Origin of the sequence: Phaeodactylibacter xiamenensis, from assembly GCF_965229835.1 — a bacterium.
Classification (GTDB): Bacteria; Bacteroidota; Bacteroidia; order Chitinophagales; family Saprospiraceae; genus Phaeodactylibacter; species Phaeodactylibacter xiamenensis.
Genome location: NZ_OZ245931.1, coordinates 1,018,432 through 1,032,827, shown reverse-complemented (window position 1 = coordinate 1,032,827; position 14,396 = coordinate 1,018,432). Strand labels below are relative to the sequence as shown.

The 14,396-nt window shown below is 50.0% G+C and carries 13 protein-coding genes; 4 read left to right on the top strand and 9 right to left on the bottom strand.

What is annotated here, in order from left to right:
- Positions 1-78: 78 nt before the first annotated feature.
- The 3 genes from ACO08I_RS03835 to ACO08I_RS03825 all read left to right on the top strand — a co-directional run bounded on the left by ACO08I_RS03835 (position 79) and on the right by ACO08I_RS03825 (position 4,828).
- Entirely contained in the window at positions 79-1,557 is a 1,479-nt protein-coding gene (locus tag ACO08I_RS03835) for a magnesium chelatase (protein ID WP_044227591.1), read from the top strand.
- A gap of 163 nt (positions 1,558-1,720) precedes the next feature.
- On the top strand, positions 1,721-2,335 hold the full coding sequence (locus ACO08I_RS03830; RefSeq protein WP_421948542.1) for an L-threonylcarbamoyladenylate synthase: 615 nt from the start codon (positions 1,721-1,723) through the stop codon (positions 2,333-2,335).
- 159 nt (positions 2,336-2,494) lie between these two features.
- Positions 2,495-4,828, top strand: coding sequence for a TonB-dependent receptor (locus tag ACO08I_RS03825; protein ID WP_282784032.1), 2,334 nt, complete (start codon positions 2,495-2,497; stop codon positions 4,826-4,828).
- A gap of 64 nt (positions 4,829-4,892) precedes the next feature.
- On the opposite strand, the gene ACO08I_RS03820 is transcribed toward ACO08I_RS03825, so the two are convergent.
- Complete coding sequence (locus ACO08I_RS03820; protein ID WP_282784034.1) at positions 4,893-6,830, bottom strand: hypothetical protein; 1,938 nt, start codon at positions 6,828-6,830, stop codon at positions 4,893-4,895.
- Between the two features lie 157 nt (positions 6,831-6,987).
- On the opposite strand from ACO08I_RS03820, the gene ACO08I_RS03815 reads away from it, so the two are divergent.
- Positions 6,988-7,488 (top strand): hypothetical protein, encoded by a 501-nt coding sequence (locus ACO08I_RS03815; protein ID WP_044227581.1) that lies wholly within the window; start codon positions 6,988-6,990, stop codon positions 7,486-7,488.
- A gap of 23 nt (positions 7,489-7,511) precedes the next feature.
- Here the strand turns inward: ACO08I_RS03815 and msrB are convergent, their stop codons facing one another.
- From msrB to ACO08I_RS03775, 8 genes are all read right to left on the bottom strand, one after another.
- Complete coding sequence (gene msrB / locus ACO08I_RS03810; RefSeq protein ID WP_421948541.1) at positions 7,512-8,069, bottom strand: peptide-methionine (R)-S-oxide reductase MsrB; 558 nt, start codon at positions 8,067-8,069, stop codon at positions 7,512-7,514.
- Between the two features lie 164 nt (positions 8,070-8,233).
- Complete coding sequence (locus tag ACO08I_RS03805) at positions 8,234-8,488, bottom strand: DUF4235 domain-containing protein (RefSeq protein ID WP_282784036.1); 255 nt, start codon at positions 8,486-8,488, stop codon at positions 8,234-8,236.
- 12 nt (positions 8,489-8,500) lie between these two features.
- The gene (locus tag ACO08I_RS03800; RefSeq protein WP_421948540.1) at positions 8,501-9,304 is read right to left on the bottom strand and encodes a DUF1206 domain-containing protein; all 804 of its coding nucleotides are present in this window, start codon (positions 9,302-9,304) and stop codon (positions 8,501-8,503) included.
- Positions 9,305-9,409: 105 nt separating this feature from the next.
- On the bottom strand, positions 9,410-10,033 hold the full coding sequence (locus tag ACO08I_RS03795; protein WP_421948539.1) for a hypothetical protein: 624 nt from the start codon (positions 10,031-10,033) through the stop codon (positions 9,410-9,412).
- Between the two features lie 85 nt (positions 10,034-10,118).
- Entirely contained in the window at positions 10,119-11,216 is a 1,098-nt protein-coding gene (locus ACO08I_RS03790; protein ID WP_421948538.1) for a hypothetical protein, read from the bottom strand.
- A complete protein-coding gene (locus tag ACO08I_RS03785) occupies positions 11,216-12,796 on the bottom strand; it encodes an ATP-binding protein (protein WP_421948537.1) in 1,581 nt (526 codons plus the stop codon). Before ACO08I_RS03785 ends, ACO08I_RS03790 begins: the two co-directional genes overlap by 1 nt.
- An 11-nt stretch (positions 12,797-12,807) precedes the next feature.
- A complete protein-coding gene (locus ACO08I_RS03780; protein WP_282784043.1) occupies positions 12,808-14,034 on the bottom strand; it encodes a sensor histidine kinase in 1,227 nt (408 codons plus the stop codon).
- A 5-nt stretch (positions 14,035-14,039) separates the two neighbouring features.
- Positions 14,040-14,396, bottom strand: a complete 357-nt coding sequence (locus ACO08I_RS03775) for a PAS domain-containing protein (protein WP_282784045.1) — start codon at positions 14,394-14,396, stop codon at positions 14,040-14,042.

Sequence of the window (14,396 nt, the reverse complement as noted above, 5' to 3'; positions counted from 1 at the left end):
GTTGAAAAAATTGCTAAACCATACTTTCACTCAGGCGTTACACTCACTCATACACTTCTCACGTGAAATCCGGAATACATGAACCAAATCAAAACGCTGGGCGAACTTAAGCAAAGCGGTTACGAGTCCCGCTCCATCAAGGAGGAGCTGCGGCAAAATCTGATTCAAAAACTTCAGGCTAAGGAAAAAGTATTCGAAGGTATCCTGGGGTTCGATGATACCGTACTTCCCGATATTGAACGGGCTATTTTGTCCCGCCATAATATCCTGTTGCTTGGGTTGCGCGGACAAGCGAAAACGCGGATCGCCCGCCTGCTGGTCAATCTGCTGGATGAGTGGATGCCTGTCGTGGGCGGAAGCGATCTGCACGACGACCCCTTAAATCCGATCTCCCGGCAGGCCAAAGCGATTATTGCTGAGCACGGCGACGATACGCCTGTTGAATGGGTGCACCGTGAGGAGCGCTATGTGGAAAAACTGGCGACTCCGGATGTGAGTGTAGCAGATCTTATTGGTGATGTAGATCCCATCAAAGCGGCTAGTTTGAAATTGTCTTACTCTGATGAGCGGGTCATCCACTTCGGGTTGGTGCCCCGTTCTCACCGCAGCATTTTCGTGATTAATGAGCTGCCTGACCTGCAGCCCCGTATTCAGGTTTCGCTTTTCAACATTCTGCAGGAAGGCGATATACAAATCCGGGGTTTCAAATTGCGCCTCCCGCTTGACATTCAGTTTGTATTTACGGCAAACCCTGAGGACTATACCAATCGGGGCAGTATCATCACACCGCTCAAAGACCGTATTGAAAGCCAAATTCTGACCCACTATCCCAAGACAATCGAGATCGCCCGGCAGATTACCAGGCAGGAGGCCGAGCTTACGGATGCACAGCGGGAAGCTACAGAAGTGCCGGATTTACTTGAAATCCTTCTGGAGCAAGTAGCCTTCGAAGCCCGTGACAGCGAATATATAGATGAGAAAAGCGGCGTTTCTGCCCGCCTTACGATCTCAGGCTACGAAAACCTCGTTTCCACAGTGGAACGCCGGATGCTGATAAACGGAGAAAGCACAGCCAAAGCCCGGATTACCGACTTTTGGGGCGTGGTCCCTGCCATTACCGGAAAGGTGGAACTGGTCTACGAGGGCGAGCAGGAAGGCCCCTATGGCGTGGCGGTCAACCTGATCGGCAAAGCCATAAAGAAATCCTTCCTTGCCCATTTTCCGAACCCTGATAAGCTCAAGAAAGGTCGTGAAAGCGATCCCTATGGCACTATCCGGGCCTGGTTTTCGGGTGGTAATGAAGTCGAGCTGCTCAATGATTGCAGTGAGAAGGATTTCCGGAAAGCACTGGATGGCGTAGCCGGGCTGCGGAAGCTCGTGGAAAGCCACCTGAAAGTATCCGGGGAAGACGCCTACCCATTCATGGAGCTGGTGCTGCACGGGCTGGCAGAGTTCAATATCGTCAATAAGGATGTAATGGAATCGGCGTTTTCCTTCCGGGATATTCTGGCAAACATGCTGGATGACGATCTTTTTGATGATGAATACGATAATTAATTTGACCTTTTGTTAACCCTGTGTTAACTTAACGGGAGGTTGGAGCTGGCAAGCTGCAGCCTCCCGTTTTTACTTGAGCGGGTTGCAGCAGGAGGCGGTATTTATTTTACCGGTTCCACTCCAAAAGCTCTGCCCGGATTAAGCAACCAAAAAATTAAACCATATGCTATTAAAAATCAATCCTGACAACCCGGAAGGCCGCAAAATCGATCAGGCGGTTGACGTGCTCCGGGAAGGTGGTGTCATTATTTACCCTACAGACACGGTCTACGGGCTGGGCTGCGATATTTTCAATTCAAAGGCCGTAGACCGGATTTGTAAACTCAGGGGGCTAGACCCGGTCAAAGCCCGCCTCTCCTTTATATGTAAAGACATCAGTCAGGTAGCCGATTATGCACAGCAAATTGACAATACCGTCTTCCGGTTGATGAAGAAGCATCTGCCGGGCGCTTTTACCTTCGTTTTGAACTCGAATAATAAAGTGCCCAAGATGTTCAAAAACCGCAAACGGACAATTGGAGTGCGTATACCCGACAGCAATATCTGTCAGGCCCTGGTGGAAGGGCTGGACCGGCCTATTCTGACAGCTTCCCTCAAAAGTGATGACGAAATACTGGAGTATTTTACTGATCCGATCGACATTTACGAAGACTTTGGGAAGCAGGTCGACCTGGTTGTTGACGGAGGTATTGGCAAAAATCAGCCTTCCACCGTTGTGGATTGCACGGGTGCTGAGCCCGTTGTGCTGCGCTTAGGCACCGGGGTACTGGAGCTCTAGCAGCCTTATCTGTTATAATTTAAGCCGGCACAGTCACAGGTACGTGGCTGTGCCGGTTTGCGTTTGCAATAAGACTTTGTGTTTAAAACGACAAAATAAAGGCTTGTTTGAGTGGTTGAGGTCTTTATCTTTGTGCTTGTTTTAAAACAAACCTGCTGCATGAAATTTAAGCAATTACTGATCCTGCCCTTTGTACTCCTTGGTTTTATCCTCTCTGCTCAACAGAATGGGGGTATCGTCCGTGGGAATATCTATGATGAAGAATCCGGAGAACCGATTATTTACGCCAATGTGTTGCTTCAAGGCACTGACCTGGGTGCGAATACCGACCTTGATGGTTTCTTTGCCATTTCCAATGTGCCGGCCGGTGAATACAAGCTGGTCGTTACCTATCTTGGCTATGACAGTCTTGCCGTTGAGGTGAAAGTCAAGGCAGGCGGAATCGTTTACGAAAGCCTGGTTATGTCACCAAGTGGGGTGGAGCTGGAAACGGTGAATGTATCCAGCAGCCGGGAGCAGGCCCGCTCTGATGTCAAGGTTTCAGAATTGCGCGTCACGGCTAAGCAGATTCAGTCTCTGCCATCTACCGGTGGTGAAGCGGATATTGCGCAGTACCTGCCTGTACTCCCGGGCATCATCGTTTCCGGTGATCAGGGGGGGCAACTGTATATTCGCGGAGGGTCACCCGTACAGAATAAGATCCTGCTCGATGGCATGACTATTTATAACCCTTTCCACTCGATAGGCCTGTTCTCCGTTTTTGAAACAGAAGCTGTGCGGAGCGTCGATGTCCTTACCGGAGGCTTTAATGCCGAACACGGTGGGCGAATTTCGGCGGTTGTAGACATTAAGACCAGAGAAGGGAACAAAAAACGCATGAGCGGACTGGTGTCCGGCAGTCCTTTTTTAACTAAAGCCCTTATTGAGGGGCCCATAAAAAAGTTGAAAGATGATGGCGGGGGCAGTACTTCCTTTATTCTGACCGGTAAGCACTCTTATCTGGACCAGTCCTCAAAGATATTCTATAACTATGCAGTAGATACCACCTTCTTCTCTTTTGCATCTCAGGACACTTCACTGGCGGATGTCGGGGAAATTGGCCTGCCCTATACCTTTACAGACCTGTATGGGAAATTATCATTTGTGGGGGACAACGGAAGCAAGCTCAATGTTTTTGGCTTTAACTTCACCGACCGGTTCGACTTTGTAGGGCTGGCAAAACTTGACTGGACCAACGTTGGCGGCGGTGCTAACTTTACGCTTATTCCGCCCAATTCTAATGTTATCCTGAATGGCACAGTCGCTGTTACTGACTATGACATTTCACTGGAGGAGGCCGATGGCAATCCGCGGCAGAGCGGTGTTAGCAGCTTTAATGCCCTGTTAAACTTCACCTACTTTGGTAATAAAAGCCGCTTTGATTACGGCTTTGACTTCACCGGATTTAATACAGACTTTACCTTCCGTAACTTTATTGGGTCTACCATTCAGCAAAAAAGCTTTACTACGGAAGTTGCGGGCTACTTCAAATACAAGCAACGCCTGGGTAATTTGATCATCGAGCCGGGCATGCGCCTGCACTACTACGCTTCCCAGTCTGAGATGTCTATAGAGCCCCGCTTCGGGCTGAAGTATAACATTACGGACTTCCTGCGGATCAAGTTTGGAGCAGGGGTGTACTCTCAAAACGTGATCAGTACGGTTAACGACCTGGATGTGGTCAACTTCTTTATCGGCTTCCTTGCTGGTCCGGAAGAAACGCTTTTCAAGCCAGCCTCTAACGAGCCGGTGGACCAGCCCCTTCAAAAGGCTATTCATGCTATTGGTGGTGTGGAGGTGGATGTGGGCGATCAGCTTACGATCAATATTGAGCCCTACCTCAAGCGTTTTACCCAGCTTATTAATATTAACCGGAACAAATTGTCCGACTTCGATCCGGACTTTATTACGGAAACTGGCGAAGCCTATGGTATTGACCTGTCCGCCCGCTACCAGGCACAAAATGGGTATCTATGGGCGACGTACTCACTAGGCCGTGTAACCCGGGATGATGGCAATCAGGTGTACCCAACAATTTTTGACCGCCGCCACAATATCAACCTGCTGGGCGTTTACACCTTCGGTAAAAATAAACTCTGGGAGGCAAGCCTGCGCTGGAATATGGGCTCCGGGTTCCCTTTCACTCAGACACAGGGCTTCTACGAGCAGAACGACTTCACCAACCTGCTCTTCACAAATATCCTGACCGGTAACTTTGGCTTGGGCACTATTCTTACGGATGAGATCAACGGTGGCCGCCTGCCTTTCTACCATCGCCTTGACGCTTCTGTGAAGCGCACCATTGAGTTCGGTAAGCATACCTCCATGGATATCAACCTGAGTATCACCAATGTTTACAACCGGGAAAATATTTTCTATGTAGACCGGGTGACCAACAGCCGCGTCAATCAACTACCTATTTTGCCGGCTCTTGGAGTGCAGTTTAATTTCTAGACTACGCCACAGAGCGGAGCCAAAACAGGGCTGCAACCTTCAGTGGTCGCAGCCCTGTTTTTAATTACTCAGTTATCACTTGCTGAAACGTCTTTATTCCTCTTTGGCTTTGTACTTTTAAAAGGTACAGGCCAAAGGGCAGATCAGGCCAGGTGCCTTGATATTGGTTGTCTTCAGGCTGCCAGTTGGCAATCAGCTGGCCGGTTAGGTTAAACAGGCTAATGTCTTCCAGGATAGTACCGCTTTTAATCAGAAAAGGGGCGCCGGGATGTGCCGGATTAGCAGTCAGGATCCGGATATCTGTTTGGCGTGTGGCCGTCTGGGAGGCAATGGGGAACTCTGATTCCAGGAAAAGGACCAGCCCATCGTGGTCAGATGCGCTGAGCGGATTGGCTAAAGAAAGCTCATAGGCTTCCGGAAAGTCCGCATTTCCACGGGCGTACTGCATGCCATTGACGGTGAGGCCATTGAAGCTGCTGGTCAGGCAATGATCAAGGGCCTGTGCATTGCCATCAAAAACATAGGAATACCGTTCGGGCGGAGGAATGCTTTGGAGCTGGTCGGAGAGTGGTGGGTCCACTATGTTCAGCAAAGGGAACTGGGCGCCCAGGCCAGGCAGGCCGGCGATTTGATTGAAGACATCCACATAACCATCGGTAAACTGGAAGGCGTTGAAGTCTCCGAGCACCACAAGATTCCCGGCAGTTTGCAAATCCTGAATCATATTGGCAATGGAGATAGCTTGCTGATGGCGCTTGTTTCGTACAAAACCCGCAGTACTGCCCTCTATCCCGATGAGCGAGCGCAGATGGAGGTTTAATACCTGTAAAGTCACTGGCGGGCCCGTTGGCAGCTCCACCTGCAGGAGCAATGGAGGCCGATCGTGCAGGAGGCCACCACTAAAAGTAAAGGTTTCTTCAGTCCCCAACTGGCTAATCTGAAGATTCGTGAAATGCTCCTTAACCAGGTACCCCAGCTTCAGATCGAGATTGGTGGGCAGCAGGTAGGCATCGTACTGTGCCTGCGGGTTTTGCTGTTCCAGATAGAAAGCCAGGTTGTTGAGCTCGGTGAAAGACCCGACTTCCTGCATAGCCAGGATATCCGGTAGCCCCATTTGTTCGTCTATATAACGGGCAATCTTTTGGTACTTCACTTCAATGTTCTCCTCTTCTTCCAATAGGAAAAGCGCATTGAGAGAGCCTACCGTAAACTCGTTGGCAGCTTTGGGCCGTACCGGCGCTGCATCTGGTCCTGGAGTAAAAGTGTAGGTTTCTGCCAGGACCTTCCAGAACCGGGGCGCTGCTTCAATCATGATACCGGTTGCGCTAACCAGGCTGCCCGTATTGAAAAAACGCTGATTTGGAGCATTAAGCCCATTGGGGTCCATCCAAAAGATTTCAGGATTGCCATCCCACTCCGGTAGTCCCACTATTCCGGGGGCTTCAATCCCTGGTTCACGGAAGACCCGGTTAGGCCCAATTCGAAGGGGGACGTCTTCAAATGAGCTGCTGGGGCCATTGGCAATCGCTTCAAAGCTTACGCGCATACCCTCCAGGCGTTCAAGGCTGTGTACTGGGGTATAATTTGCAGACGGAAGGTTCTCCGTAAGTACGATTGGAGAAGGAAGGGGAAGGTCTGCGCCGGTATTGGTGATGCTTAGGCCCGGGCTTGCGATTATCGTAAGCCCGTCTTCTTCGCGGACAGTGCCTGTGACCTCCACCACATCGCCCGGACTGCCGAAGTAAGACCCGGCGATAACGACCGCCTCCGACGTAAGAGCATTGTTGTCATAATCGCTTTCCGGCGCCTGGATGACAAAAAAATTATCACCCCGGGCAGTGACGATATTGCCCTGCAGGGTTATCAGCTGTCCCTGCAGGGGGCTTTCGTTTTCCGTACTCTGCACTTCGTGGATGGCAAAAGCCGGCTGGGCGCGCAGTTTATCTGGAATCATTCCAAATAAGCAAAGCGCCACTAAAAAGGGCGGAAGAAATCTTACCATTTAGACTTAGCTTTGTTCTTACATTTTTACATAGTGCAGCAAGATGCGGGAATGCCATTAGATATTGAATTCAGAGGCTTCCGGTTTACTTCTTGCCAATTCAAAACAGTTGGTTGGTATAGTATTCCGCTGCACCTGCACCTCCAAGTGACTTTTGATGAATACCACCGACCAGAAGACATCTGTATTTGACCGGGCCTATGACCCCGTGATCCAAGCCGCTATAACCTTTGGGGCAGTCATAATTTTTGTGCTGTCTGCAAAGTTAATCAATTTAACAGGGCTGATGGATATTCCTCAGCGTTTCCCCTGGATGACTGCAGCCTCGTTTATGCTGTTATTCGCTATGGGCAACAGTGTGTTTTCTCTGGCTTCTGAAAATATGCTCAAATACTGGGGGCGCAGTATTTACAGCTATCTGGGGCTGGCTGTGCTTTCCGGTGTGGTAGCCTACTTCTCTTCCTCCATGTCTATAGATGAGGCGGGGTCTTACCGATGGATTTATCTGGTCCTTACGGTAGGCTACCTGGTTTTTCTGGGAATGATGGCTTTTATGCGGCAAATTGTGGAATTTGCTCAAAAGGAGGAATGGAACCATCCCCGCATCCGGCGCAACCAGAAGAAACGGGGGCGGGGCAAAGATAATGGGAAGCGCTGATCTGCTACTTCCCGGCCTTTAATCTATGGTTTAGCTTTGAATTTCGCTCCTGGCTTAAATTCCAGTGATACGGAATTGATACAGTAACGCAGCCCCGTAGGTTTGGGGCCGTCTTCAAATACATGGCCCTGATGCCCGCCGCACCGGGCACACTCCACTTCTATTCGGGTCATACCCAACTTGCGGTCTTCTACGAGGTTGACGTTGGATTCCAGTACAAGTTCCCAGAAACTCGGCCAACCTGTGCCGGACTTGAATTTCGTTTCGGAAGAAAACAAGGGTAGCCCGCAACCGGCGCAGAGGTAAACGCCTTTTTCCTTATTATCCCAGTATTTTCCCGTGAAGGCATACTCTGTCCCTTCTTCCCGCAGCACATGAAAGGCTTCTTTGCTAAGGGCAGACTGCCATTCTGATTCGGTTTTTTGCACCGCGTCGAGGGTGTCGCCGTTTAGTCCGATAAGGGGGCCTGCAGCTTCAGTTGAAGTTGTGGAAGCAGTCCGATTTTCTGTGGATTGCGCCTGCCCGCATGCTGTGAGTAGGAGCATTGCAGCCATTATAGTGTAGCAGGATAGTCGTGTCATGGTTTATATGTTATCATTTTTCGTAGAATGGAAACGCAAAATCCGCCCGTGTGTTGAGAAATGGATGTCGCCGGGAGGATATTTGGTACAGTTTTGGGCAAAAAAGTTGGGTGGCCGGGCACTTTGCCGACCACCCAAATAGTGGTGTATCGTCTTGTTACGCTTTACAGGTGGTGCTGTTCGGTTTTGATCCCTTTTCTGCGTATCGCATTTTTGACGGCCGAGGTGACAATACCCGTCACTATCGTCCACGAGATCAATTCCAGCCATGCGGGTTCCTCCGCTTCAATTTTATCAGGTGGATCTTTTCGGTAGACTTTCTGGTAGCCTTTTTCCATCGTTTTCTTGACTATAAACCCGGCAGCAAGTGCTGCGGCTGAAATGCCAAGATGCCTGATATCTTCTTTGGTGATATTCATAAGTTTGTTTTTTTATCCTAATGTTGCGTATTTGGTGTAACGGGCAACCATCATATTAAAGATGCCATAGCCAATCAGCCCGATGGCCACTGCTGCCAGCAGAATGTGGCCGTATTCGAATTTCAACAGGTATTGCATCGCTCCTTTCGTACCTTCGAATGCCTCGGCAGAATGCATGTTGATTACTTTGTACAGGAAAAAGGCAATAAGCGCAAAAACGATGCCCCGGGAGGTGTACCCGATTTTGCCTGCTCTTTTAATATTCTTGTAATGTTGCCCGGGATGCTCATCCAGTTTTTTCATAAATTTCCCGCTGTAGGCCCGGTAGAATTGATAGATCGCCTGGCCGATAACCAGGAGCGCAATTACCCCGATCACGTAAACGCCCCATGACTGTTGAAGCAGCATGCCCAGCGCATCCTGTTTGGAGTCCCCGCCTGATCCGGAACTGCCGCCGAAAAGGGGTTTGGCAAAGGTGTAAGCCAGCAGGCCGTATACGACTGCGGAATAGAAGTACCGAAGGCGTTTGCCGGTCTTCTTTTCATCTTCCTGAAAGATTGCGTCTGAATTAGAGAAGGTTTCATAAAGCCTCCAAAGGGCATAGGCGGCCAGGCCAAGCGCTGTCAGGCCCAGCAAGACAAACCCACCGGGTTGTTTGCGGAAGAACTCGGCAATGCCGGAAACACCCTTAATGTCCCCACCCATGCCAATGGCGAACATAGCGGTAAGAATACCTACCAGTCCATATACCACACCTTTGGTGAATAATCCGGCAGCTCGCAGCCGTTCAATAGTAGAATTTTGGGAGTTTTCCATTTTCATTTGGTTTACCTATAAAAGGGAAACCAACGGCATATGTTTGCTCCCAGCCGGGCCTGACTTGCCCGGACCAGTGAATTTCAGCATGGAGGGAGCGGGTTATTACTCGCCCAAGTATACTGGGTGGCGGAAGTTGTACTCCTTGATAAAGGCTTTGATTTTCTCTTTGCGTTTCCCCTTAGCCGACTTGTAGTTTTGGTACAGCTCTGCGTCTTGTTTGAAGATTTTTTCCACCTTGCCGGGACGGCAGCGGAAAAATTCACCGCTTTCAAAATCCAGTACATAGAGCTTGCCGGTCCCTTCCTTTCGGGCGGCCTTATACTCGTCACCGGGATTGATAAATGAGGAATAGCGGTCTACCTGGTCAACTTCCTGTAGGAGGCAGATGGCGCCAATGATGTCGAAGCGGTAATTGGTGCTGTAGTACATGGACTGCCCATCGGGGCTGTAGCCAAAAATATCCTCCGGTTTCAGGTAAATGATTTCATTATTCCGGGGGTAGCGGAACTGGTCCTTAGCAAAGAGATACTGGAAGAACTTTCGGTTTTGCGGGTCGATGTCCACGATGATTTCTTCCGGTTTTACCGGGATTTGGGCTTTCCAGTCGGCAAGGGTAGGGTAGATGCCCCGCTCAAAGATAAAGTCAGCCGTATATCGTTCTCCCTTCTGGGCGGTAGCAGTAAAAACAAAGCAGCACATACTGAAAAGAATCGCGGTCCGTAGCATAGGTATTTCAATTTTTTCGGTCATCTGCAAAAGTAACGGTTTAGGCAGGACCAAATTGAGCAAAGGGTGGTGGATTAAGGAAAAATTAAGAACAAAAGTGAATTTCAGCCGGGCGTTCAGCGGGTAAAAGTTGTGCCCGCAAAGCTCTTCGGAATTGGGCCCTGCCCTCTGTGCTGTCCTGCGTCAATTCCACCTCTGCAGCCAGTAGGAGACGGTCAGACTGCCGCTTGGCAGAAAGCCTGCACTGCTTTATATTATCCAGTTGCAGGATTTTGTTCCGGAGTTGCTCCAAATCCAGCAGCTTTCCGGCAATTTTCAATTTTTGGTCTTTGCGGTGCAGTATGGTGAAGTGGCGGTCGTCAACGGTTGAGATCTTGTCCATAAGAGAAAAGGCATGGCCGGTATCGGAATCGATAAGGGTAGCTGCGTCCTGAAAGGTCCAGTAAGGGAAGAGTTCAAACGCGGTATTTGGAGCTTTCCTCAACCCAACGCCTCCGGTTTCGGTAGCGCCGTAGACCTCCGTGAGGGAAAGCCCCCGGCTAAGCAGGGATGCGTACAGCGGGTTCGGTAGTGGAGCGGTGGAACAGACGCCTTTGGACCGGATATTCAGGCCGGGCATAGAGCGCATCAGGTGTGACCAGGTAAAGGGCGTGCCAACGATCAGTGCATTTTCGGAAAGCTGATTCCATTGGACTTCTGAGGGGAAGCAGACCGGGGCTCCCGCAGCCTGTGGAAGTGCTATGGTGTAGAGGTACCCGTAGATACTGGCAGCAGGCACGAGAGGGATGATGCAGGAAAGATTGCCAAAGTGTTCGCGCAGAAAGTTGACCTCCCGGTCTGCAAAAGCCTGCTGATGCGTCACCGTTCGGGCTTCGTCAGTGGTGCCAGAGGTAAAGAAGGTGATCTGGCCTGATTGCTGGCTGCGTGCTTTAACGCATTTCTGTGCCCAGTCATCTACCGCATCAGAAGAAAGCAGGTAGTTCTCAGGGCTGGTCTCCATGATGTGAAAATAAGCATTGACCCTTGCCGCTAAATCCATCACCTGCACGGACTCCAACTGAAGGTCATTTTTCAGGCATTGCCCGGCACGGTAGTCCTGACTGTTTCCGGTGTAAGATAGGCCGGTTATTGGCCTGGCCAGGTCCAGAATAACACGGCGGGCCTGCTCAACGGTCCATTGCATTAGCAGCGTGGGATTTGCAGTGTGAAAACAGCTCCCTCGTCGTTATGCACAGTGACTGATCCGTTATGCCCTTCAATAAATTGCCGAACGATGGCCAGCCCAAGCCCGGTACCGGTGGATTTGTTTTTAGTCACAAAAGGTTCGAAGAGGGTGGCGCGTATTTCATCAGGTATACCGGGGCCATTATCAGAAACAACGATCTGAACGAACTTTGCTGATTCCGACAGGCGCACTTTTATGACAGGCGAATCCACCTTATTGCTATTAAGGGCATCAATGCTATTCCCGATCAGGTTGCTTAAACTTCGCTTTAATTTACTGCCATCTCCCATTATTTCCACGCTTTCAGGAGACTGAACATCAATGGTGACACCATGGCCGGGGGTACGGTCCTCGCAGAGTTTGATGGCCTGTTGCACGGCAAGGTTGAGGTCTACAGGTTGCTTTTCCAGCGGTGTTTCCCGAAGGTAATCCAGGAAGTCATCAAAAATTTCGGAAGCCTGCCTGCCGGCTTCTCTCAACAGGCTGGTCGTCTCCTGGTCTGCGCCCTGCATGTCCAGCATATCGGCAATCAGAGCTATACTTTTGATGGGGGTTCGAAGATCGTGCATAAGCATACCCACCGCATTTCCGGCAGCAGTGAGCTTTTCTTTGCGCATCAATGCTTCCTGCAATTCCGCATTTAGTATAGCCTGAGCTGCATTGTTCAAAAAGAGCTGGAGCAGATATAATTTCTCTGTTCTTAGTTTTGACTCATCAGGCAAGATAGCGAAGACGTCGTAGGGTTCCATATGAGCGGTGAGCAGGTTGCCAATTTGCACAAACGGGCGGTCCTGATTCTTCATAGACAATATTTGCTGCTGGATCAGGTCAATGCCCAGAAGTTCTTCTGTTTTGCCAACTGAAGCCAGAGGCATATATTCGCCCTCTTCGTTGAATTTGCCCAGTAATACTGATTCCGCGTTAATGTAGGCGGCGAGTTGGTCGACAATATTCTGCAATAGCCGGTCCAGCTGCTTTTGCGACAGTTGAATATTGCCAATGACCGAAATGAGAGACTCCAGATTGATTATGCGGTTATACTCGTACACTGCTTTGGTGGCCAGCTGCAATATTTCTTCCGAAGCGTAGGGTTTGACATGGTAGCCTACGTTGTGCCCTGCTTTTGAAATAATGTCTTCGATGGAATGATCGGAGTAGGCTGTGACAATAATGATTTCTGCTTTCTGGTCAATTTTCCGGATATGGATAGCTGTTTCCAGCCCATCCCAACCGGGCATCCTCATGTCCAGAAAAATAACGGCGTAGGGATTGCCGGCTTCCAAGGCCGCTTTGATCATTTCATACCCCTGCTTCCCGTTTACAGCCAGGTCAACGGTAAAATCAGGGAAAACACTTAGCGCGCTATGACTAGTGAGGGCCGGCTCCGTTACCGGCTCGTCGAAAAGCAGGTCGGCAGCAGCGGCGATCGCTTCCGATTCCGGCGCTGTTTCCGGTTGCAGGATTTGTTTGATGCTGTCCCGGACCATCTCTTCATCATCAATCACGAGGACTCGGGTATTTAGTTCTTGTGCAGGCATAGGTCTTTTATTTATTGTTCTGACAGGGGATAGGTTATGGTGACGGTGGCTCCTTTTCCAGGGCCGGGGCTGTCTATATCAATAGTGGCATTATGGGTTTGCAGGATGGATTGGCTACCGTTTAGGCCCAGCCCGGAACCCATGGGCTTGGTGGTGAAGCCGCGTTGGAACAGCTGCAGTTTTTGCAGCTCGTCAAAGCCTGTGCCGGTATCGGATACGCTGGCGATCAGGTGGTCTTGTTTTCTTGAAAGTTTAAGGGTCAGGATATGTCCGTCACCGCCTTTCTGATCCATGGCTTCCACGCTGTTTTTGATCAGGTTGAGGAAAACCTGCATGAGCTTCGTATGGTCGCCTTTTACAGGAGGCAGCTGATCGGACATAAAGGTCTGGACTTCGATATTTCGCTTTTCCAGGGTAGCCAGTTGCATGGCCAGGGCATCGTTGATGATACCCCTGAGGCTGACGAGGGAGCGTTCTCCGGATTCTGAACCGATGTACTGCCGCTGAATATTGAGCACATCTTTTACGTGGGTGACAATATTCATTTGATCCGTAATGGCCTTTTCCATCTTGACCATATGGTCTTCCTGTTTGGCCTTGAGCCCATCGATCAGCTGTACCATAGCCTGTGCCTTAGGTACCCCAATAGCCTGACCGATTGCAGCCTCGTTGGCTTTTAAGAACTGGGCAAGCTTGCTCAGCATAGTAGCGTCATTGCCCTTGGACAGTTGTTTGACTTTGGTCAGGTAGGAACCAAATCCTACGACTGCATTCCCAATATCGTGCAGCACACCAGAGATGACTTCAAACTTGCCACGTTCCACGGCCTGCTCTTGTTGAATGGCAAATAACTCCTGCTCTTTTTTGTAGAGCTCCGTCAGGTCATCGAGGATGAACAGGAAGGATTTTTCGGCTAAGCGGTTGATGGTTAGGATGAGATGCTGTTCTGTGGCGGGATTTTGGCTGCCTTGAGTGACACTGAAACGTTCCTGCTGCAGGATATTACCAGAGGACTTAGGGTAATTGCTCAATGCTTCAAGTGCATGGGGGAAGACGATTGCTAGCAGGTCAAACAAGTTCTCTCCGGTCAGTTGGTTGGCGATAAAGTGAGGCATGAGGTACTGTATGGCCATCGCGTTCATTTCCTGCACGGTGCCTTGGTCATCCGTTTGCACTATACCTACCGGAATCTGGTAGATGATGGAAAGCATTTGCTGGGTTTGGGCCTGGATATCCATGATGACTAACGTTTTTGAACCACGAGGTACATGTTTGGGCTTTCTCCTTTAAGCATTCTGAGCCTTACGGGCGTGGGCTTTAGAACGTATGTGAAAATGTAGTCGATGATTTCATCAAGTGCCGCCTCATTATACTTTCCTGCAACCAGAAAATTATTGGTACAGGGGGCGATTTCTGTAAAGAAATGTTTGCCAATCGCTTGCTGAGGGTCGACACCAGTATAGGAAGATTCGGTGGCGTTATAGGCCAGGACGGTACCGGAATGATCCATTTGGACGACACCGTAGGGGAGGTGATCAAAATTAGCAGTACGCTGCCCGTCCAGCCATTGATGAAGGTCTGGGGCTTCGAAATTGTGCAT